Annotated in this window: 15 protein-coding genes; 6 read left to right on the top strand and 9 right to left on the bottom strand. The window is 65.0% G+C overall.

Translation table 11 applies throughout. The annotated features are described in order from the left end of the window. Positions 1-24 precede the first annotated feature (24 nt). Genes glgB through glgA form a run of 4 tightly spaced genes read right to left on the bottom strand, consistent with a single transcriptional unit; the run spans position 25 to position 11,081 of the window. A complete protein-coding gene (glgB, locus tag BG83_RS0119470) occupies positions 25-2,331 on the bottom strand; it encodes a 1,4-alpha-glucan branching protein GlgB (RefSeq protein WP_024978273.1) in 2,307 nt (768 codons plus the stop codon). Continuing rightward, the gene (gene treS, locus BG83_RS0119475; RefSeq protein WP_024978274.1) at positions 2,328-5,822 is read right to left on the bottom strand and encodes a maltose alpha-D-glucosyltransferase; all 3,495 of its coding nucleotides are present in this window, start codon (positions 5,820-5,822) and stop codon (positions 2,328-2,330) included. The genes glgB and treS overlap by 4 nt, the downstream gene beginning before the upstream one ends. Then, the gene (locus tag BG83_RS0119480) at positions 5,819-9,418 is read right to left on the bottom strand and encodes a maltotransferase domain-containing protein (protein WP_051541523.1); all 3,600 of its coding nucleotides are present in this window, start codon (positions 9,416-9,418) and stop codon (positions 5,819-5,821) included. Before BG83_RS0119480 ends, treS begins: the two co-directional genes overlap by 4 nt. A 31-nt stretch (positions 9,419-9,449) precedes the next feature. Beyond that, entirely contained in the window at positions 9,450-11,081 is a 1,632-nt protein-coding gene (glgA, locus tag BG83_RS0119485; RefSeq protein ID WP_024978276.1) for a glycogen synthase GlgA, read from the bottom strand. 402 nt (positions 11,082-11,483) lie between these two features. On the opposite strand from glgA, the gene ahpC reads away from it, so the two are divergent. After that, positions 11,484-12,047 (top strand): alkyl hydroperoxide reductase subunit C, encoded by a 564-nt coding sequence (gene ahpC, locus BG83_RS0119490; protein ID WP_024978277.1) that lies wholly within the window; start codon positions 11,484-11,486, stop codon positions 12,045-12,047. A gap of 136 nt (positions 12,048-12,183) precedes the next feature. Further along, positions 12,184-13,758, top strand: a complete 1,575-nt coding sequence (gene ahpF, locus BG83_RS0119495; RefSeq protein ID WP_024978278.1) for an alkyl hydroperoxide reductase subunit F — start codon at positions 12,184-12,186, stop codon at positions 13,756-13,758. A gap of 83 nt (positions 13,759-13,841) precedes the next feature. Here the strand turns inward: ahpF and BG83_RS0119500 are convergent, their stop codons facing one another. Next, on the bottom strand, positions 13,842-14,729 hold the full coding sequence (locus BG83_RS0119500) for a LysR family transcriptional regulator (RefSeq protein ID WP_024978279.1): 888 nt from the start codon (positions 14,727-14,729) through the stop codon (positions 13,842-13,844). Positions 14,730-14,823: 94 nt separating this feature from the next. Between BG83_RS0119500 and BG83_RS0119505 the strand changes: the two genes are divergently transcribed. After that, positions 14,824-15,297, top strand: a complete 474-nt coding sequence (locus tag BG83_RS0119505; RefSeq protein WP_024978280.1) for a nucleoside deaminase — start codon at positions 14,824-14,826, stop codon at positions 15,295-15,297. 77 nt (positions 15,298-15,374) lie between these two features. On the opposite strand, the gene BG83_RS0119510 is transcribed toward BG83_RS0119505, so the two are convergent. Beyond that, positions 15,375-16,226 carry a LysR substrate-binding domain-containing protein gene (locus tag BG83_RS0119510; RefSeq protein ID WP_024978281.1) on the bottom strand — a complete coding sequence of 284 codons (852 nt, stop codon included), beginning with the start codon at positions 16,224-16,226 and terminating at the stop codon, positions 15,375-15,377. Between the two features lie 123 nt (positions 16,227-16,349). Here BG83_RS0119510 and BG83_RS0119515 point away from each other — a divergent pair, with 123 nt between their 5' ends. The 3 genes from BG83_RS0119515 to BG83_RS0119525 all read left to right on the top strand — a co-directional run bounded on the left by BG83_RS0119515 (position 16,350) and on the right by BG83_RS0119525 (position 18,768). Further along, positions 16,350-17,213 carry an alpha/beta fold hydrolase gene (locus tag BG83_RS0119515; RefSeq protein ID WP_024978282.1) on the top strand — a complete coding sequence of 288 codons (864 nt, stop codon included), beginning with the start codon at positions 16,350-16,352 and terminating at the stop codon, positions 17,211-17,213. A 751-nt stretch (positions 17,214-17,964) separates the two neighbouring features. Next, positions 17,965-18,420, top strand: coding sequence for a ferric iron uptake transcriptional regulator (gene fur, locus BG83_RS0119520; protein ID WP_024978283.1), 456 nt, complete (start codon positions 17,965-17,967; stop codon positions 18,418-18,420). A gap of 96 nt (positions 18,421-18,516) precedes the next feature. Further along, positions 18,517-18,768 carry a hypothetical protein gene (locus tag BG83_RS0119525; protein WP_024978284.1) on the top strand — a complete coding sequence of 84 codons (252 nt, stop codon included), beginning with the start codon at positions 18,517-18,519 and terminating at the stop codon, positions 18,766-18,768. Between the two features lie 10 nt (positions 18,769-18,778). On the opposite strand, the gene BG83_RS0119530 is transcribed toward BG83_RS0119525, so the two are convergent. The 3 genes from BG83_RS0119530 to feoB all read right to left on the bottom strand — a co-directional run bounded on the left by BG83_RS0119530 (position 18,779) and on the right by feoB (position 21,373). Continuing rightward, a complete protein-coding gene (locus BG83_RS0119530) occupies positions 18,779-19,084 on the bottom strand; it encodes a hypothetical protein (RefSeq protein ID WP_024978285.1) in 306 nt (101 codons plus the stop codon). A gap of 106 nt (positions 19,085-19,190) precedes the next feature. Next, positions 19,191-19,511 carry a DUF6587 family protein gene (locus tag BG83_RS28910; RefSeq protein WP_024978286.1) on the bottom strand — a complete coding sequence of 107 codons (321 nt, stop codon included), beginning with the start codon at positions 19,509-19,511 and terminating at the stop codon, positions 19,191-19,193. After that, positions 19,508-21,373 (bottom strand): ferrous iron transport protein B, encoded by a 1,866-nt coding sequence (feoB, locus tag BG83_RS0119540; protein WP_024978287.1) that lies wholly within the window; start codon positions 21,371-21,373, stop codon positions 19,508-19,510. Before feoB ends, BG83_RS28910 begins: the two co-directional genes overlap by 4 nt. Between the last annotated feature and the right edge of the window lie 12 nt (positions 21,374-21,385).

Here is a 21,385-nt window from a genome sequence, read left to right on the forward strand (position 1 = left end):
AGGGATGCACCACCAGCAAAAAACTCAAACCTTCAAAACCACAACCCCCAACGGCGGCAGCCTCAACACCAACGACTGCTGCTGCCCATGCGCAGCCACGTGGTCCACATCCACCGCGCCACCGTTCCCGAGATCGCTGCCTCCATACACGGCGGCGTCTGTGTTCAGCACCTCTTGCCAATGCGTGGCGCCATCGGCGGGCGGCACACCAATGCGATATCCCTCTCGCGGCACCGGCGTCATGTTTGCCACCACCAGCATCGGCCGCCCGTCGCCATCCAGCCGCAGGAACGCAAACACGCTGTTGGTGCGGTCGTCGCCGATCACCCAGTTGAATCCCTCGGGTGCGGTGTCGCGCGCATGCAATGACGGTTCATTCCGGTACAGCGCGTTCAGGTCATGCACGAGCCGCTGCACGCCACGGTGCCGCGGGTCATCGAGCAGGTGCCATTCGGGCGATGCATCGTGGTTCCATTCGCCTACTTGTCCAAACTCGCAGCCCATGAACAGCAGCTTCTTGCCCGGATGCGTCCACATGAACGCCAGATAGGCGCGCAGGTTCGCCAGCCGCTGCCATTCATCGCCGGGCATCTTGCCCAGCAGCGAGCCCTTGCCGTGCACGACCTCGTCGTGTGAGATCGGCAGGATGAAGTGCTCGGAGAATGCGTACACCAACCCGAACGTCATGCCGTCGTGATGGTGCTGCCGGTACACCGGGTCGCGCTGCATGTAGTGCAGCGTGTCGTGCATCCAGCCCATGTTCCACTTGTAGTCGAAGCCCAGGCCGTTGAATTCCACGGGGGCGGTCACGCCGGGCCACGCAGTCGATTCTTCGGCGATGGTGATGGCGCCGGGGCATCGCTCGTGCACCACGGTGTTCATCTGCTGCAGGAACGCCACGGCTTCAAGGTTTTCGCGGCCGCCATAGTGGTTGGGCACCCATTCGCCGGCGCGGCGCGAGTAGTCGCGATAGAGCATCGACGCCACGGCATCCACGCGCAGGCCGTCGATGTGAAAGCGCTCCAGCCATTCCAGCGCGCTGGCGATGAGGAAGCCGCGCACTTCGTTGCGGCCAAAGTTGTAGATGAGCGTGTTCCAGTCCTGATGGAAGCCTTCGCGCGGGTCCTGGTGTTCGTACAGCGCGGTGCCGTCAAACTGCGCCAGCCCGTGCGCGTCGGTTGGGAAGTGCGCGGGCACCCAGTCGACGATGACGCCCAGGCCTGCCTGATGACAGCGATCAACAAAGCGCGCAAACGCCTCGGGCGAGCCAAAGCGCGCGGACGGCGCGAACAGCCCGAGTGGTTGATATCCCCAACTGCCGCCGAACGGATGTTCCGCTACGGGTAGCAGTTCGATGTGCGTGAAGCCGAGTGCCGTAACGTAGGGAATCAAGCGGTCAGCCAGCTCATCCCAATGCAGGTTGCGGCCGCCGTCTTCCAGATCGCGCAACCACGAGCCGGCATGCACTTCATAGATGCTGATGGGCGCGTCGGGCTTCTGGCGTTCGGCGCGCGTTTGCATCCAGTCGTCATCGCTCCAGCGCAGCGGCGCCGGGTCGGCCACCACCGATGCGGTGGCGGGCGGCGGTTCAGTCTGGCGGGCGGCGGGGTCGGCCTTGACCATCAGGTGTCCGTCAGCGCCGATCAGCTCGAACTTGTAGCGCGTGCCGGGGCCGACGCCCAAGCCACTGGGCAGGAACAGTTCCCACACACCGGCCTGGTGGCGCAGGCGCATGGGGTGTCGGCGGCCGTCCCATTGGTTGATGTCGCCCACAACCGACACGCGCTGCGCATTCGGTGCCCACACCGCAAAGCGCACGCCGCTGATGCCGTCGATGCGCATGGCCTGCGCGCCCAGGCAGTTTGCCAGCGCCCAATGCGTGCCTTCGTTGAGCAGGTGCAGGTCCAGATCCCCCAACAGCAGGCCGAAGGCGTACGGGTCTTCGGTTTCCTGCACGGCTTCATGACCGGTGCCCGCGGGCCAGATGATGCGCAGGCGATAAAGGTCCGGGTGGCCGTACACGTCTTGCGCATCGGCGCGCAGTGGGCCGTGGAACAGTCCAGTGCGGCCCACCGGCGTCATCTCGGCAATGATCTGGCCGCGTGCATCGATGGCCTGCACACGGCGCGCACCGGGATAGAACGCGCGCACCACCCAGCGTGCGCCGTCGTCAGTGTCCACGCGATGCGGCCCCAGCACGGCAAACGGATCGCCCAGGCGGCCATGCGTGAGCGCATCGAGGCGCATCTGGTCCACACCGGCTGGTAGCACGATCGGCGCCTCGGGGGCGGCGGTGGTTTTGGTTGGAGAGGCAAAGTCGAGTGCGGTCACGGTGGGCCTCCCATCGAGTCTTCTGCAGCAGGTGGTGGTGGCTCTGCCTGCAGCAGGCGGCGTGCCACGCGCGTGAAGCCTTCCAGTGGAATCGGCAGCCAGGTCGGGCGGTTGGACGCTTCGTAGTTGACCTCGTACGCGGCCTTTTCCAGCAGGAAAAGATCGAGCAGGTGAAAGTCGACCACGGGCTGATCCAGCGCGTTCAGATCGGGCCCGCGAATCGCAGCGGCATACGCCTCCAGGAAGCGTTCGGTGGACGCCGCGCGGAACCGCTCCAGCAGGACGTTGCGGCGCTCCTGCGCGGGGCCGGCCACGTGTTCGGGGCCTTGGCGCATGGCGCCCACCACGTAGTCGAGCGAGCGCATCAGCCCCGCCACGTCGCGCAGCGGGCTCGTCTTGCGTCGGCGCTCTTCCACGGGGCGCGAGGGCTCGCCTTCAAAATCAATCAAGTAGGCATCGCCCTGCGCCACCAGCACCTGGCCGAGGTGGAAATCGCCATGGATGCGCGAGAGCGTGGCGCCCAGGCCGTCTTCGGCATGCATGCGCGCGGCGTCGAGCAACGCCTGGTGTTGCGACAGCAGCCATTGCACGTCGGGTTGCCGTGGGCTGTCGGGGTTTTGCCGTTGCCATGCCGTCAGGTTGTCGTGCGCCCGATTGAGCTGTTCGCTCACGCGGGTGGTCCAGTAGGCGGCATCGTCGGTATCAGCAATGCGCACGCCGAAGTTCGGGTCTTCGGTGGGCGCGGCCAGCGCGGCATGCAGTTCGCCCAGCCGTGTGCCAATCACGCCGATAAAGTTGACGTAGCCGGCCAATGCCTCGTCGGTATCCATGCGCGCTTCCGAGACGGCCACGGGGGACGATTCACCATCGCCCGAGGTCACGCCTTCCATCTGCACAGCCAGTTCGTCGATGGTGCGTCGCAGGTAGTCCAGCGCCCATGTCCAGGCATCGCCCTGGTTGGGAACGAAGCTCTGCATGACGGCCAGCGTGGCACGTTCGCCGTCGGCAGCGTGGTGAGAGATCTCACCAATCAGCGCCGCCGTGTTGGCATAGCCGACGCGCGTGAGGTGGCGCGTCATCTCCACCTCGGGGTGGATGCCCGCTGCGATACGACGGATCAGTTTGACGATGACCGATTCGCCAATCACCAGCGAGCTGTTCGACTGCTCGGCAGCCAGCCATTGGACGGGTGTGTCGGGCGCCAGCGGTAGCGGTGCAGGCCGTGTGCTGCCTGCTTCAGGCGGCACGGCAGGTTCCGCCAGATCCGCGATGTTCGGTTCGGGCTCGAACCGCACGGTGCCGTCATTGGCTTCCAGCGTGGCGCCGCGCACGAGGTTGGTGAGCAGCGCGCGGGCGAAGGTCTCGGTGGTGAAGGCGTCGGTCAGGTAGCCGACATGGCGGCCGCGCCGCACGCGCGCCAGGGCGAGCTGAATCGGCAGTGCCGGTAGCGTGGCCGATTCCCACGCGATGGAAAGCGGCAGCAGGTAGCGTTCGACGCGCTCGCTGCCGTCGGGGCTGCCCAGCGTGACGGCCACTTCGTTGAAGAACACCTCTGGCCGCGTCGCCCCGGCCAGCGGGCGGTTGGTGGATGCGGCATCCACCGGCACGGTCGCGCCCCAGGCAAACTTCGCGCTACGCAGCACGCTGTCCTTGGCGGCAAACCAGCGGCGCTTGGGCAGATAGGTCGGCAGGATTTCGCGTTCGATCAACTGGCGATGCGCCTCGCGCTGGCGTGTGTCGGCCAGCGCATCCAGCCCCGCGCGCAGCACCAGCGTCGTGAACTCCGGCAACTGCTCGGCGGCAGGTTGCGACCAGCTCGGGCCCGGCTCGTTCTCGCGCAGCTCCAGCCAATAGAACGCGTAGGGCGGCAGCGTGAGCAGATACGACAACTGGCCGATCGGCGGAAACGCCGTCCCGCCAATCAGCTCCACCGGCACGCGCTGCGCAAAGGCGGACAGGTCCAGCTCCACGGCCTGCGAGGCACGGGAGAGATTGGCCACGCACAGGATGGGCGCTTCGCCTTCCAGCGCGCGGATATACGCCAGCACCTTGCGGTTGGACGGCTGCAGAAACTGGATGGAACCACGCCCAAACACGCGATGCCGCTTGCGTGTGGCAAGCAGCCGGCGCGTCCAGTTCAGCAGCGAATGCGCGTCGCGGCTCTGCGCTTCCACGTTCACCGATTCATAGCCGTACAGCGAGCCCATGATGGCGGGCAGCACGAGCTGTTCAGGGTCGGCACGGGAGAACCCGCCGTTGCGGTCGGGTGACCACTGCATCGGTGTGCGTACGCCGTCGCGGTCGCCCAGGTGGATGTTGTCGCCCATGCCGATTTCGTCGCCGTAATACATGACGGGCGTGCCGGGCATCGAAAACAGCAGGCTGTTCATCAACTCGACACGGCGGCGATCGCGTTCCAGCAGCGGTGCCAAGCGGCGGCGGATGCCGAGGTTCAGGCGCGCGCGGCGGTCACTGGCGTAGACCTCCCAGAGGTAATCGCGCTCGGCGTCGGTCACCATTTCGAGCGTCAGTTCGTCGTGATTACGCAGGAAGATGGCCCATTGGCAGCCGCTGGGCACCTCCGGCGTCTGACGCATGATGTCGGTGATCGGGAAGCGGTCTTCGCGCGCAATCGCCATGTACATGCGCGGCATCAGCGGGAAGTGGAACGCCATGTGGCATTCGTCGCCGGCGCCGAAATATTCCTGCGTGTCTTCGGGCCACTGGTTGGCTTCTGCCAGCAGCAGGCGGTTCTTGAATTCCCCATCCATGGCCGCGCGAATCTTGCGCAGCACTTCGTGTGTCTCGGGCAGGTTCTCGTTCGAGGTGCCTTCGCGCTCGACGAGGTAAGGCACGGCGTCAAGGCGCAGGCCGTCCACGCCCAGGTTCAGCCAGAACTTCATCACGCCGATCACGGCTTTGAGCACGCGCGGGTTGTCGAAGTTGAGATCGGGCTGGTGTGAGTAGAAACGGTGCCAGTAATACGCCTTGGCCACCGGGTCCCACGTCCAGTTGGAAGGCTCGGTATCGATGAAGATGATGCGCGTGCCGGCGTACTTCTTGTCGTTGTCGGACCACACATAGAAGTCGCGCAGCGCAGAACCCGGCTTGGCGCGGCGCGCACGCTGGAACCACGGGTGCTGATCCGACGTGTGGTTGATGACGAGTTCCGTGATCACCCGCAGGCCCCGCGCATGCGCTTCGGCAATGAAGCGGCGCGCGTCGGCCATGCTGCCGTAATCGGGGTGCACGCCGCGGTATTCGGCGATATCGTAGCCGTCGTCACGGCGCGGCGACGGATAGAACGGCAGGAGCCAGATGACGTCCACCCCAAGCTCGGCGATGTAGTCGAGTTTGGAGATCAACCCGGGGAAATCCCCGACGCCGTCGTTGTCGGAATCGCAGAACGATTTGACATGCAGCTGATAGATGACGGCGTCCTTGTACCAGAGCGCGTCGTCTACCAGCAGCGCGGTCGGATTGCGCGTCATGACGGTTGTTCCTCCGATGGCAGGGCCGGGCGCACGCGCCAGATGGCAAACGGCTGCTCGGGTTCAAGACGGATGTGCTGCCACTTGCCGCGCCACACGGTGCGCTGTGCCCCCCCATCACTCGTCAGGTTCTCGGCCATCAGCGCGCCGTGGTCAGGCAGGCCCCATTGCCACAATGGCAGTTCGATATCGGATTCGTGCGCGTGGTGCGGGTCGAGGTTGATGGCCACGAACACCGTGTTGTCGCCAAAGCGGTCTGACGGCAGGGCGTTGGCCAATTCGGCCGGCGAGGTTCCCACCTGCGCCGGCACCACGGGCGGCGTCGATTTGCTGAAGAACAGGATGTGCTCGCCCGAGGCCGGCTGGAACGTCACGCCCAGGTGCGAGTGCAGCGCCGGATTGGCCCGGCGGATGCGGTTGAGCAGCGCAATCTCTTTGACAATGTTGCCGGGGCGGTTGTGGTCCCACGCGCGCAGTTGGTACTTCTCTGAGTCGAGGTACTCCTCCTTGCCCGGCACCGGCGCGCCTTCGCACAGCTCGAACCCGTTATAGACGCCCCACAGGCCAGACAGCGTGGCCGCCAGCGCCGCACGAATCAAAAAGCCCGGCCGGCCCGAGGTCTGCAGGAACACCGGGTTGATGTCCGGCGTGTTGACGAAGAAGTGCGGGCGGAAATATTCGCGCACCGGCGTGCGCGTCAGCTCGGTCAGGTAATCGATGAATTCCTGCTTGGTATGCCGCCACGTGAAGTATGTGTACGACTGCGAGAACCCCACCTTCGCCAGCCGGTACATCACCTTGGGGCGCGTGAAGGCTTCCGACAGGAACACCGTATCCGGATAGCGCGCACGCACCTCGCCGATCATCCATTCCCAGAACGGCAGCGGCTTGGTGTGCGGATTGTCGACGCGGAACAGGCGCACACCCTCGTCGGCCCAGAACATCACCACATCGCGCAGTGCGGTCCACAGGCCGGGTTTGGCGTCGTCGGCGTAGAAGTCGACGTTGACGATGTCTTCGTACTTCTTGGGCGGGTTCTCGGCGTATTTGATGCTGCCGTCGGGGCGCCATGCAAACCAGCCGGGGTGCTCGCGCAGCCAGGGGTGGTCGGGCGAGCATTGAATGGCAAAGTCGAGCGCCAGTTCCAGGCCTTTCTCACGCGCGGCGCGCACCAGTCGGCGGAAATCTTCGAGTGTGCCGAGCTGCGGGTGGATAGCATCGTGCCCGCCTTCGGCAGCGCCAATGGCGTATGGGCTGCCTGGGTCGTCAGCCTCGGCGCGCAGGCTGTTATTGCGGCCCTTGCGGTTGGTGCGCCCGATGGGGTGGATGGGCGGGAAGTACAGCACGTCGAAGCCCATGCCGCGAATGGCGCTCAGGCGGCGGATCACATCGTCAAAGGTGCCGTGCCGCTGTTCGTCATCCGATGCCGAGCGGGGGAACAGCTCGTACCAGCTCGCGAACGCCGCGCCACCGCGTTCCACGTCCAGCGGATACGCCACGCTTTCCACGTAGAACGGCCGGTAGTGCGAGGCCTGCGCCATCACGTGGGCGGTTACAGGGTCCAGCAGCAGCTTGAGACGGTGCGCGTGGTCGGCCTCGGCCAACAGGTGGGCCAGCTTGTGCAACGCGTCGACCGGTGCGTCCTTGGGCGCATGTTCGGCCGCCTGTGCGACGAGCCGCGCGCCTTCTTCCAGCTCCAGCGTCACGTCCACGCCGGCGGTGTGCTTCTTCTCCAGTTCAGACCGGTAGGTGCCGAACGCATCGCGCCACGCGGCCACGGCATAGGCGTGCCGCCCCAACCGTTCGGGCCGGAATGCACCGCGCCAGCGGTCGTTGCCCAGGGGCACCATCGGTACGTGCTGCCAGGCGTCTTCATCTTGCGCGCGCCACAGCAGGTGCACGGCCAACTTGTCGTGCCCGTCCATCAGCACATCGGCCTCGATGATGATGTCGTCGCCCACCAGGCGCTTCACGGCAAAGCGGCCGTCTTCAACGGAGGGCTGCACCTGCTCGATGCCGATGCGCGGCGACGCAATCGCAGCGTTCACTGGTTCTTTCGCTTCGCCGGCCTTAGCGCGCTGGCTCTTGGCGGGTTTGCCCGCTGCGGGAGTGCGCACCGGGGCATTGCGGAACACGCGCCAGACCTGCACGTCGCCGGGCAGCAGGTCGATCTCGGCCAAGGGCCGTGCATTGGCGCGCAGCGTGTCGTCGCAACTGCCAACGGGTTCGGTCAGCAGGTCCAGCGCCACACCGCGCGTAAAGCCGCCGGCCACGCCGGGCAGGAAGTGATCGGCATGCACCGATACGCCCATGTGCAGATCGGGGTTGATGACGGTCAGCGTGGCGGCATCGCCGGCCCGCAGGTCAGGGCCATCGGCGCGCAGCAGGGCGGTGGCGGGAGCGTCGGGGCCGGTCAGCATGCGCAGTTCGGCGTGCGGCGCCACGGTGTTCGTCTCGCGCGCGGCGCGGATGGTGGCGTTCACATCGCGCACGGCGTCGCTCAGGTCAAACGCGGCATGGGCATCGATCCATTGCTGGTCGGATGGGTCACCGCGCTCAGCCAGCATCGGCAGCAGCGCGCCGCGTTCGAAGCCCAGCGGCATCAGCCAGCCGGCATCGAGCGTGTCTGCCACGTGCAGGAGGCGGCGATAGGCGCGCTCACGGACCATCGCGTCGCCAAAGGCCTGGCCGTAGCGCGTGCCGAACGGCGCTTCCACCGTGGCGATGGGCGGGGCCACAGCCGCCAGGCGTGCGTGCTCTTCCACCATCCAGCCGGCGCGGAAATCCCACCAGCGCAGCGATGAGAATGTCGCGTCAAAGCCGGCACCTGCCAGCGCATCGACCGCAGCGCCGTCCATGCCGGGCGTCCACGCCAGGAATCGCACGGCGCCGGCGTCTTTGCGCACGTCGGCAATCAACGCGCGCCAGCGGTCTGCAGGAAGGCGGGCGGGCGCTTCACAGCGGAACCCGCCGATGCCCAACGCGCCCCAGGCGCGCAGTTGCTGAGCCCACCACGTGAGGATGGCATCTGCGCTGCGCGGGTCGTCGTGCCGGAAGGACGCCACTTCAAGGTGCGAGGGCGGCAGGCGTGGGTCCAGCGCGTCGCCGTCTTCGGCGTGGCTGGCGAACCAGTCGGGATGGTCGGCGCGCAGGGGCGCATCCACCGCCACGCGGTCGATCACCAGATCGAGCAGCAACGTAAGCCCGCGCGAGCGGCAGCCTTCGGCAAGCCTGGCGAGGGCTGCGTCAGCCTGCCCGCCGCCCAGCGCCGTATGCAATTGCGCATGGTCGCGGGTGACGAAGACGTTGCCGGCGGCACCCACCGCAAATGGCGGCGCCATCAACACATGATCGAAACCCAACGAGGCGATGCGATCGAGCACGCCGTCCCATCGGTCGAGCCTGCCCAGTTGCAGCGGATGCACGTAGCAGATGGCCGGGGCGTATGGGGACGCTGCCGTGGTGGGCGGTGCCGCGCTCGGCATTTCTGCCGGCCTGGTCACCGATTTGGCTGTGCTGCCGGGTGGCTTGGCTGCGTTGAGTGCGGCCGTGGTTTTACGTGGAGTGGCGGGCTTGGGCGACTTGGTCTCGGGCATGCGTGAAAGCGGGGCAGGGCGTCAGGCGCGGTCAGGCACGGATCTTCTCGGCACTGGCGGCGCGCGCCACCGCGTGCGCTCGGATCTCGTCGGACAGTGCCGTCGAGCGTCGCCGCGCCGGCGTACGCACAGGTTGGTCGGGTCGGGGCGTATGCAGCGCGTCGGGTGCGACGGGCGTCTGTGCAAGCGCCACGGCAGGCATGGGCGTGGCGGCCGGCACGAGGTTGCGGTACAGCGCGATGTATTCGCGTGCGGGCTGCGACCAGCCGAAGTCGGTCGTCATGCCGTTGTATTGCAGGATGCGCCACGCCTGCGGCTGGGCGAAGACGCGCAGCGCACGCTCCACCGCGGCCACCATGGCGTCGGCGGTGTCGCCGTCGAACAGGAAGCCCGTCGCGCCGTGCAACGCAGCTTCGGGCGAACCGTGGTCGGTGATCGTGTCCATCAGCCCCCCCACGCGCGACGCGACCGGCACCGTGCCGTAACGCATCGAATAGAGCGGCGTCAGGCCGCACGGCTCGAAGCGGCTGCCATGCAGCAGGATGTCGGCGCCGGCGTGCAGCAGGTGGGCATAGGCCTCGGTGTAGCCGATCTTCGTGGCCACTTGGCGCGGATAGCGCGCTGCCAGTTCGGCCATGCCGGTCTCGTAGGCGTGTTCACCGCAGCCGAGCACGGCCACCTGCAATTGCGGGTTGGATTCCAGCAACTGGGGCAGCGCCTGCAACGTCACGTCGGCCATCTTCTGATGCGTCAGGCGGCTGCCCACGGCCAGCAGTGGCGCCTTGGCGTCTTCCGGCAGCCCGAAGCGCTGCTGCAGTACGCGCTTGGCGGTGTGCTTGCCGCTCAGGTTGGCGGCAACAAACGGCTGCGGAAGCAGCGGGTCTTTCGACGGGTTCCACACGTCGTTGTCGATGCCGTTGAGGATGGCGACGAGGTCTTGCTGACGTGCGCGCAGCAGGTCCTGCATGCCGCAACCCGCGGTGTCGGTCAGGATTTCGCGCGCATACGCGTGGCTCACCGTGGTGATGCGATCGGCCCACAGCAGGCCGGCCTTCAGGAAGCTGAACTGGCCCCAGAATTCGGCTTCGTGCGCCGCATCGGGCGGCACGCCAATGTCCGGCACCACGTGCATCGGGAAATTGCCCTGGAACGCGAGGTTATGGATCGTGAAGACGGTCTTCACCGGCACTTGCGCACGCTTGACGAACAGCGGCACCAGCCCCGCATGCCAGTCATGCGCCTGCACGATGTCAAAGCGATGCACCCCGGGCACACCGCCGGAAACGCGTGCTGCGGCCTGGCTGAACGCCGCAAAGCGCAGCGCGTTGTCTTCGTAGGGCTCGCCGTGGTCATCGAGGTAAGGGTTGCCGGGCCGTGCGAACAGCGCCGGCGCGTCGAACAGGAGCACCGGGATGCCCTGGACGCCCATGCGGCCACTCAGCAGGCGGGCGCGGCCGCCCGGAAGGTCGGTCCATTCGCACACGGTGCGCGTGTGCTGCAACTGCGTGATGGCGTCGGGATAGCCCGGCAGCATCACCGTCACTTTCATGCCGGCGCGCCGCAATGCGTTTGCGCAGGCCCCGACCATATCTCCAAGCCCGCCGGTCTTGGCCAGCGGCACAGCTTCAGAAGCGACAAAGAGAACGTTCAGCGACAAGGTCATGCTCCCGGAGGAATTTGCCTGCCGGGCCGTGGGCCAGCTGCATGAGCAGTGGACGGCGCCGATGCGCGGCGGAGGTTTTCGATCGACCTCTTCGCGCAAGACCTATGCCAGTCAGACAGACGCTGACAAGGCTGTAGTCTTGGCCCGCCCCGCCTTGGCTGTACGTGATGTGCGCGTTGCGAGAGCACGTGCGGGGTGTGCAACCTGCGGGTGCGCTATGTAATTTCGTCTATGCACGCAGGTGCCCGCTTAGGACGGATGGCGCCTCAGGCCGTAGGCGCTCGGCTGCCCATGTGATAGAAAAAAACAATCGATAAAATCATATCAATCAACTTGTGCAATGCATCGATCGACGATACGATCCACTCCGTTGTCAACCAAGCAACCCAACCGAAAACCACTATGTCGCTGATCAATACTCAAGTCCAACCGTTCAAGGCCCAAGCGTTCCACAACGGCAAGTTCATCGAAGTCACGGATGAGTCGCTCAAGGGCAAGTGGTCCGTGCTGATCTTCATGCCGGCCGCATTCACCTTCAACTGCCCGACCGAAGTGGAAGACGCTGCGGACAACTACGCAGAATTCCAGAAGGCTGGCGCCGAGGTCTACATCGTCACGACCGACACGCACTTCTCGCACAAGGTGTGGCACGAAACGTCGCCGGCCGTGGGCAAGGCCCAGTTCCCGCTGGTGGGTGACCCGACGCACCAACTGACCAACGCCTTCGGCGTGCACATTCCGGAAGAAGGCCTGGCACTGCGCGGCACGTTCGTGATCGATCCGCAAGGCGTGATCAAGACGATGGAAGTGCACGACAACGCCATCGCCCGTGACGTGAAGGAAACCCTGCGCAAGCTCAAGGCTGCCCAGTTCGTCGCCAACAACCCGGGCAACGTGTGCCCGGCCAAGTGGAACGAAGGCGCCAAGACGATCAAGCCGTCGCTCGACCTGGTCGGCAAGATCTAAGTTGTAAAGGCTGTTGCTGCAGAAATGCAGCGGAAAAAACGGCCGGCTCTGCCGGCCGTTTGCTTAAGGGCGCAGGCATGTGCCGCGCCCACTGATTTGTCCGGACACGGATTCAACGAATACAAAGGAAGTCGTCATGCTGGATGCTGATGTCAAGGCCCAACTGAAGGCCTACCTCGAACGCCTCGCGCAGCCCATTGAGCTGATCGCCAACGTCGATGACAGCGAGGGCTCCCGCGACATGATCGACCTGCTGCGCGACGTGGCCGAGCAGTCCAGCATGATCGTGCTGACCGAACAACGTGACGCCGCCGAGCGTGCGCCGTCGTTCCTGATCCGTCGCACCGGCGCCGATGTGAGCGTGCGTTTTGCCGCCATCCCGACCGGTCACGAGTTCACCTCTCTCGTGCTGGCGCTGCTGCAAGTGGGCGGCTATGCGCCCAAGCTCGAAGCCGACGTCATCGAACAGATTCGCAATATCGAAGGGGATTTCCGCTTCGAGACCTACATGTCGCTCACGTGCCAGAACTGCCCGGATGTGGTCCAGGCGTTGAACGTGATGTCCGTGATCAACCCGCGCATCCAGCACGTCGCCATTGACGGCGCGCTGTATCAGGGCGAAATCGAGGCGCGCCAGATCATGGCCGTGCCGACCGTGTTCCTGAACGGCGAGACCTTCGGCACGGGCCGCATGGGCGTGGAAGAAATCCTCGCCAAGATCGACACCGGCGCTGCCGCACGGGACGCTGAAAAGCTTGCCGCCAAGGAAGCGTTTGACGTGCTGATCGTCGGCGGTGGCCCGGCAGGTGCGGCGGCTGCCGTGTACGCGGCGCGCAAGGGCGTTCGCACCGGCGTGGTGGCTGAGCGTTTTGGCGGTCAGGTGCTCGACACGCTGGGCATTGAAAACTTCATCTCCGTGCAGGAGACCGAAGGGCCGAAGTTTGCCGCCGCGCTGGAGCAGCACGTGCGCCAGTACGAGGTCGACATCATGAACACGCAGCGCGCGGTCAAGCTCACGCCGGCGGACAAGCCGGGCGGCTTTGCCGAGGTGACGCTGGCCAACGGCGCGGTGCTCAAGGGCCGCTCGGTCATCCTGTCGACCGGCGCCCGCTGGCGCAACGTGAACGTGCCGGGCGAGCAGGAATACAAGAACAAGGGCGTGGCCTATTGCCCGCACTGCGATGGCCCGCTGTTCAAGGGCAAGCGCGTGGCCGTGATCGGCGGTGGCAACTCGGGTGTGGAAGCGGCCATCGACCTGGCCGGCCTCGTGAGCCACGTCACGCTGCTGGAATTCGCCAGCGAGCTGAAGGCCGATGCCGTGCTGGTGCGCAAGCTGCAAAGCCTGCCGAACGCGACCATCGTGACCAATGCGCAGACCACCGAGATCACCGGTGACGGCCAGAAGGTCAACGGCCTGCGCTACAAAAGCCGCGTGGATGGCGTCGAGCACACGGTCGCGCTCGAAGGCGTGTTCGTGCAGATCGGCCTGGTGCCCAACACCGAGTGGCTGGATGGGGCGCTTGAGCGCAACCGCTTTGGCGAGATCGTCGTCGATGCGCGTGGCCAGACCAGTGCGGAAGGTGTGTTTGCCGCAGGCGATGCGACCACGACGCCGTACAAGCAGATCATCATCGCCACCGGCGATGGCGCGAAGGCCGCACTGTCGGCGTTCGATCATCTGATCCGCGTGCCGCTGGCCGAAGCTGCTTGAGGCCTGATCCAGGCTGAACCACGCTGTACAAAGCCGGACTTCGCGATCAGCGGGCCCGGCTTTTTTCTTGGGCGCTTTGGCGCTCAGTCGGCCGCGGACTGCAGCACCTGCGCGCGCGCGGAGCACATGTCGACAAGGCGATCGCGCAACGCGCGCCCCGCGCTGTCGAGGTCGGGTCGCGCAAAAAGCGCCAGCTCCAGCCCGCCGATCTCCGGAAAACCATCGGCAGCGCCGAGCACGCGATGTCCGGCCTGCACGGTGCTGGCCGGCAGCAGGCTCACGCCCAACCCCGCGCTGACAGCCGCACACAGGCTCGCCAGGCTCGGGCTTGAATACGTGATACGCCACGGCTGGCCGATCGATTCCAGCGCGTGCAGCATCTCCTGCCGATACAGCGCGCCCACCGGAAACACCACCAGCGGCAACGCAGGTTGCGACGGCCCGAGCGGCAGCGTGTGCGGCCGCTCGGCGCTGTCGATCCAGCAAACTGGTTCAGCCCAGCGCGCATGGCAATCGCTATCGGTGCCCCATTGCTTGACGAGCAGCATGTCGAGATCGCCATTGCGGTACAGGCGCAGCAGGTGGTGGGAGAGGCCGCTTTCTACTTCCAGACGCAGGCGCGGGCGCTCGCGCGCAAAGCTGGCAATGAGCGGCATCAGCGCGCCGCTGCCGAGGTCTTCCGGCACGCCCAGGCGCAGCACGCCGCCGGTGTGTTCGGGGCTGAGCGCCTCGCTCGCTTCGTTGGCCAGGCGCAGCAGACGGCGTGCGTAGCCAAGCAGGCGGTCGCCTTCTTCCGTCGGCAACACCTGGCGTTGGCTGCGGTCAAGCAGGCGGCAGTCCAACTGCTGCTCGAGCCGCAGGATCTGCTGGCTGACAGTCGATTGCGTCAAGTGCAAATGCTCGGCCGCACGCGTGAAGTTGCCTGTATCGACCACCGTGACAAAGCTGCGCAGCAACACAAGATCAATCATTTGAAAACCCACTGAATCTCATTCCATTATTTAATTTCAACATGTTTAGGGGCGCAACCATAATCGACCCGCAATTTCGTCTGCGGAGAACCCGATGTCCGATGAGCCATACATGCGTGAGGCAGTGGAGCTTGCGCGCGATAACGTCAGCGCCGGCGGGCTGCCGTTTGGGGCTGTGTTGGTGCGCGACGGCAAGATCGTGGCCCGTGCCGTGAACGAGGTGCTCGCCACCAATGACCCCACAGCGCATGCCGAAATGCAGGCCATCCGCCAGGCAAGCCAGGCGCTGGCCACGCCCGACTTGCGCGGTGCGGTGATGTACGCCAGCGGCCATCCGTGCCCGATGTGTTTTGCGGCCATGCGCCGCTGCGGCATTCGCACGGCGTACTTTGCGTATTCCAACGAAGACGGCGAGCCTTTCGGTATGTCGACCGCCGCCTTGTATGCCGAAATGCGTCGCGCGCCGGCGGACGGTGAACTGCAACTGCATCCGTCCAGGCCAACGGGCGAGCATGGCCTTTACGAAGCTTGGCAGGCCCGTCGCGCTCGGGCTGAACTTGCGCCCTGAGATTCACCGAACTAGCCGCCGTTGCTTCAAAAGCGAGCGATTTCCCGGTCAGTCACGCGAAGGTTATCGAAGCCGGCTCACGCAGTTAGCTCAGCCACAATCCGCTCGGCCAGGAAATCGCAGGGTTGACGGTTGGAAGTGACGCTACGCGCCAAGACGATCTCCAACGTACCGATCTCAGGCAGGCCGTGCGTGGATCCGAGCAACGTAAAGTCGGAGGGCACGGCACATCGCGCCAATGGGGTGATGGCAAGGCCCGCGCGGGCCATCGTCAGCAAGCCCAGCAGGCTCGGGCTTTCGTACGAAGTCCGGTAGGCGATCTTTGCGCGCTCGAGACTGCGAATCGCTTTTTCCCGCGCGACGCTGCCCGGCAGAAACACCGCAATGGGCAATGGCCGCTCACGCCAGATTTCCGTCGCCCCCGGGCCCGCTGCCCACACCATCGGCTCGTGCCGCAAAAATTCGCCGGTCAGCCCTTTGACGCGTGTGGCGCAGACGAGGTCCACCGTGCCATCACGCAACATCGGCGCCAACGCCACGCTGGGCAAGCCGATCACCTGGATCTCGACCTTCGGATAGCTGGCCGAGAATTTCTTGAGAATCGGCGGGAACAGCGACGACGCGTAGTCGTCCGGCACACCGATCACCACCCGGCCCGTCACGTCCGGCCGCACGACCGCTGCCCAGGCTTCATCACGCAGCGCAATGATCCGGCGCGCATACGCCAGCAGCACCTCGCCGTCTTGTGTTGGTATCACGCTACGCGGCTTGCGCACGAACAGCGCCTTTCCGAGCGCCGATTCCAGCGTCTTGATCTGCATGCTTACGGCTGATTGCGAGCGGTGCACGAGATCTGCCGCCCGGCTGATCGTGCCTGTGTCGGCAACGGCGACGATCATGGTGAGAACGTCGACGTCCAGGGCTTTCATCTCGGTACTCATGCGCGCTCGCTTGCGAGGATGTATCAGAAAAACTGAAAGATTCCATCAATATTATGCGATTTTCTTTTCAATTGCGGTGCAGCAAAGTCTCGGGAAAACGGAGTTTCAACAATGAATGCGCGAACGCCCCTGACGACGCTGGCTCTTGCCGGTGTCTGGCCACAACCCGCTTTTGCTGCCACCGCCTCGGGCACCTCAGTGCCCTACGTGGAAGCCGGAAGCGGCGAGCCGATGGTCTTTGTTCACGGGTCGTTGTGCGATTACCGCTATTGGGATCCGCAGCTCGCCGCGCTGTCGAAGCAGTTCCGTTGCTTCGCGCCCAGCCTGGGCCACTATTGGCCGGAAACCCACGCATTCGGTCACGGCGATTTCAGCTGGGAAGCGCACGTTGTTGAGATGGCAGAGTTCATCGAAGCGCTCGGGCTGGGCCCGGTGCACCTGGTTGGCCATTCGCGCGGCGGTTGCGTTGCGTTCCATCTGGCGCGGCAGTACCCGCACCTGGTGAAGACGCTCACGCTGGCCGATCCGGGCGGCCCGTTGCAGGCAGCGCCGCAAGCAGCCACTGGCGCCTTGCCGCCCGCGGTCCAGGCATTGAGAGCGCAAGCTGCCGACCTGATCGAACAGGGTGAATTTGACGCAGGCCTGAACCTGTTTGTGGACTCGGTCACCATGCCCGGCTTCTGGAGCAAGAGCACGCAGAGCTTCCGCAGGATGGCGCTGGACAATGCGCTCACGCTGCCCAAGCAGCTGCGTGATCCACTACCCGCCTATACGCCTGAGGCGGCCAGCGAAATCCAGTGCCGTACGTTGCTGATCGACGGGCAAAAGAGCCCGCGCATGTTCCGGAACACCGTCGACAAACTCCATGCGTGGATTCCACAGGCTGAGCGTCAAACCATCGCCGGGGCGTCGCATGGCATGAACATCGCCAACCCGGGCGCGTTCAACCGGGCGCTTAGTCAATTGGCCGCCTAGTCGTCCCGTACGTTAGCCATCTGCAGTTCGAAGGACAAACCGACAATCAATCTGGTCTCATTGTTCTTCTTGGAGGCCGCGCGCTGACTTGCGGAGGCGCAGGTGAATTGTTGCCGGGGAGGGCATCTCTCAACGTCCACGCAGCCCTTTGCTTGCAACCAACATGACCAGCAGCACGCCCATCTGCTGAATGGCAGTCAGGTCGATGCCGTACGCCTGCAGTCAGCAAACGCCTGATACACCAGACCGTCAGCATTGAGAGAGTAGGCGGCTACGCCCGCGCTATCGGGCCCCTGTGATGCCACTTGTGCTGCCGGGTAGCCGCACTCGGATCGGGGTCTTCAACAGTTCGCAAAGAAAACCCTTGTAATGCGAATCATTCGCATTTATAGTGTGTCCATCGACGGCGCTGCAGCCGATGGATCTGCCCCCAGGGCACATCCCCCAAGGCACAGCACATCGAACTGAATTTCGCTGCGTGTGCTCGCTGCTTCATGGGCCGGCGCCCGGCAACCGATCTTTTGTGGGGACCGCTCTGACACACAGAGCGTTTGGCAGTAGCAAGCCGCCCGACAGTCGGGAAAGCACTCAGACCCCGCTTTCCCGACTGCGACTTTTCCGGGCTGCCAGCCATGCCGTTTTTTTTCGGAACGCATCGACCCGGCCTGCATGCTTGGTGCCCGGTCGTTTCTGGTTCTCGCCCGCTGTAGTGCCCCGCCTGCTGTACCCAAATCTCGCCCCAACGAACGCCATGCCAAACTCGACCGACCTGCACAGGGCGGGGCTCAAAGCCACGTCGCCGCGCGTCAAGATTCTGGAAATCCTCACCGCCGGTACGGAACACGGCCGCCACCTGAGCGCAGAAGATGTGTACCGTCAGTTGCTCACGTCGGAACTCGACGTCGGCATCTCCACGGTCTATCGCGTGCTCAATCAGTTGGTGGACGCCGGCGTGCTGTTGCGCCATACGTTCGAGGCCGGCCATGCGGTGTATGAGCTGAACGAGGGCGCGCATCACGATCACCTGATTTGCCTGTCGTGCGGCCGCGTGGAGGAGTTTCACGACGACGCCATTGAGTCGCGGCAGGAGCGTGTGGCCAACGAGCGCGGCTTTGTGCTGCGCGATCACGCGCTGGCGCTCTACGGCGTATGCCCCGCGTGTCAGGCTGTTGCGGGGGTGTCCGGCGCGATTGGGTTGAACGCGTGATGTGATCCGGTAACTTGCTGAAACAGTATCGGCGGAATCATGGCGAAACTCACTGCGCGCTCGGTGTTCCAACTCCCTGTTATTCAGGAGATGCCGATGCAACGCCGTCTGAAGTCCGAACATGAACTCAAGACCTTGCTGGCCCGCTGCGTCCAGCAACATCCGGAATGCGCGCAGTGCCAACTACGGGCGATGTGCATTCACCGCCCAGATCACACCGGCTGCAACTGGAGCGCCGAGTTTGATTTTCCGGTCGACGACGATGACGCCGCCATTCGCGGTCTGTCCGTCGCCAAGCGCCTACTGACGCGCGCCCGCACGCAGTACAACGTGGTGCCGGCCCAGTAACCTGCGTCGCTTATCCCTTCGCCTGGCGAGAGATCCGCTCCAGCAGCGCGCGTGCGCTTTCACCGTGCCCCTGCTGTGCCAGCAGGCGCGCATTCAGCACAAGATTTTCGAGTACCAGCTTGGCGATGCTCGCCGTGAGCGACACGATCACCTCGTCCTGGCTGAAGTGGGCATCTTCCATTTGCGTCAGCTGGCGCGACACCAGCTTGCAGACCAGGTCGCGCAACATCTGCTCGTCAAAGGGCAGGTTGGCGAAATCCACTGGGTCTTCCTTCTCGACTTCCGCAATCAACTGGACCAGCAACTCTTCGGTCATGACGCGTCCCCCGTTCAGGTTTGGACCAGTCTACGCCTGCGCTGGACAAAAACAAAACGGGCCCGCGTCATGCGAGCCCGTCGGTGTTGTGACGTTGCGTCGGCCGTTATTTGCGCCGCACGAAGTGGATCGGCTGTTCAACCGCCGCGGATGATGACGACTCACCCGATGCGCAACCGCTGCAACCGCTGCCGCATGCGCTGCCTGAAAGCGGATCGGAGTGGCACGAAGGCGACTCGCCCGGCGTGAGCAACCGCTGCCCGAAGGCGCGCATCCAGCCCGGCCGCGACGGTCGATCACACCAGCCCGCCACGCGTGCGGCCGTGCGGGCACGCATTGCCGGCGCATAGCGGCCGGTCAGCGACAAGGCGCTCAGCGCCACGACCGTGGCGACAACACCGGTTTCGACAACGTGGTACATGCTCATGTCAGCACCCGTGCGATCTGGTAGGTGGCAAACGCGGCCAGGTAGGCCAGCGCGAAGAGGTAACCGGCGGTGCCCGCCATGACCTTCCACGAGTTGGTCTCGCGGCGGATGGTGGCCAGCGTCGAGATGCACTGGGGCGCGTAGACGTACCACGCCAGGAAGGCTAGCGCCGTGGCCAGCGACCATTGCTGGGAGATGATCGGCGCCAGTTGCGCAGCCGCATCTTCATGCGTGGCCGAGAGCGAGTACACCGTCGCCAACGCGCCCACGGCCACTTCACGTGCAGCCATGCCGGGAATCAGCGCAATACACATCTGCCACGTGAAGCCAATTGGCGCGAACACGACTTCGAGCGCGCGGCCGATCATCCCCGCAAAGCTGTAATCGATGGCTGGCAGCGTGGCGTTGGCCGGCGGCGAGGGGAACGTCGAGAGGAACCACAGCACCACCATCATCTTCAGGATGACCGTGCCGATGCGGCGCAAGAAAATGCGTGCACGTTCGATCAGGCCGACGATCAGGTTGCGCGCGCTGGGCAGCCGGTACGACGGCAGTTCGAGAATGAGCGGGTGCTCGTTGCGATCGCGTTTCAGATACTTGAGCACGTAGGCCACGACCAGTGCCGATACGATGCCCGCCATATACAGCCCGAACAGCACCAGCCCCTGCAAATTGAACAGGCCCCACACCTGCCGTACCGGGATGAACGCACCGATCAGCAGCGCATACACCGGCAGCCGCGCCGAGCACGTCATCAGCGGCGCAACGAGAATCGTCACCAGCCGGTCGCGCGGGTCCTGAATCGTGCGCGTGGCCATCACGCCCGGGATTGCGCACGCAAAGCTCGACAGCAGCGGAATGAACGAGCGGCCCGACAGCCCCGCGCCCGCCATCAACCTGTCGAGCAGGAAGGCCGCGCGTGGCAGATAGCCCGATTCCTCCAGCGAGAGGATGAAGAGGAACAGGATCAGGATCTGCGGCAGGAACACCAGCACGCTGCCCGTGCCGGCGATGATGCCGTTCACCAGCAGGCTCTTGAGCATGCCGTCGGGCATGACGTTGCCGACCCACACGCCAACGGCTTCCACAGCGCCCTGGATGCCGTCCATGAGCGGCTGCGCCCACGAGAACACCGCCTGGAACATCAGGAACATCAGCACCGCCAGCAGCACCAGGCCCAGTACCGGGTGCAGCACGATGCGGTCGAGCCGGTCGTCCAGCTCGGCCGTGCTGCGCGGCATGGTGACGGCGGTATCGAGCAGGCGCTTCACTTCGACGTGCGGATCGGCGTCGGCCGGCAGCCCAACCGGCACGGCCGGCAGTTGTTCGTGATCGATATGCGCGACGAGGTCGGCTGCGCCGTTGCGTTTGATGGCCACGGTTTGCACCACCGGCACGCCCAGGGCGGCTTCCAGCTTGGCACGGTCGATGCGGATGCCGCGCCGCTCGGCCGCATCCACCATGTTCAGGGCTAGCACCATGGGCAAGCCCAGGCGTTGCAGCTCCAGAACGAAGCGCAGGTGCAGCCGCAGGTTGGTGGCGTCGACCACGCAGATCAGCAGGTCGGGGCGGGACTCACCACGGAACGTGCCGAGGCAGATATCGCGCGTAATGGCTTCGTCCGGGCTGGTGGCGATCAGGCTGTAGGCGCCGGGCAGATCGAGGATCTGCACATACCGGCCCGACGGCGAGGTAAAGCGGCCTTCCTTGCGCTCGACCGTCACGCCCGCATAGTTGGCGACCTTCTGACGGCTGCCCGTCAGCAGGTTGAATAGCGCCGTTTTGCCGCAGTTGGGGTTGCCGACCAGGGCGACGCGCAATGCGGGTGTGGAAGCGGAGGAGGAAGAAGCGTGCATCTGCATGGAGCCGGATAA

The sequence above is a fragment of the Ralstonia pickettii genome (assembly GCF_000607165.1).
Lineage (GTDB): Bacteria > Pseudomonadota > Gammaproteobacteria > Burkholderiales > Burkholderiaceae > Ralstonia > Ralstonia holmesii.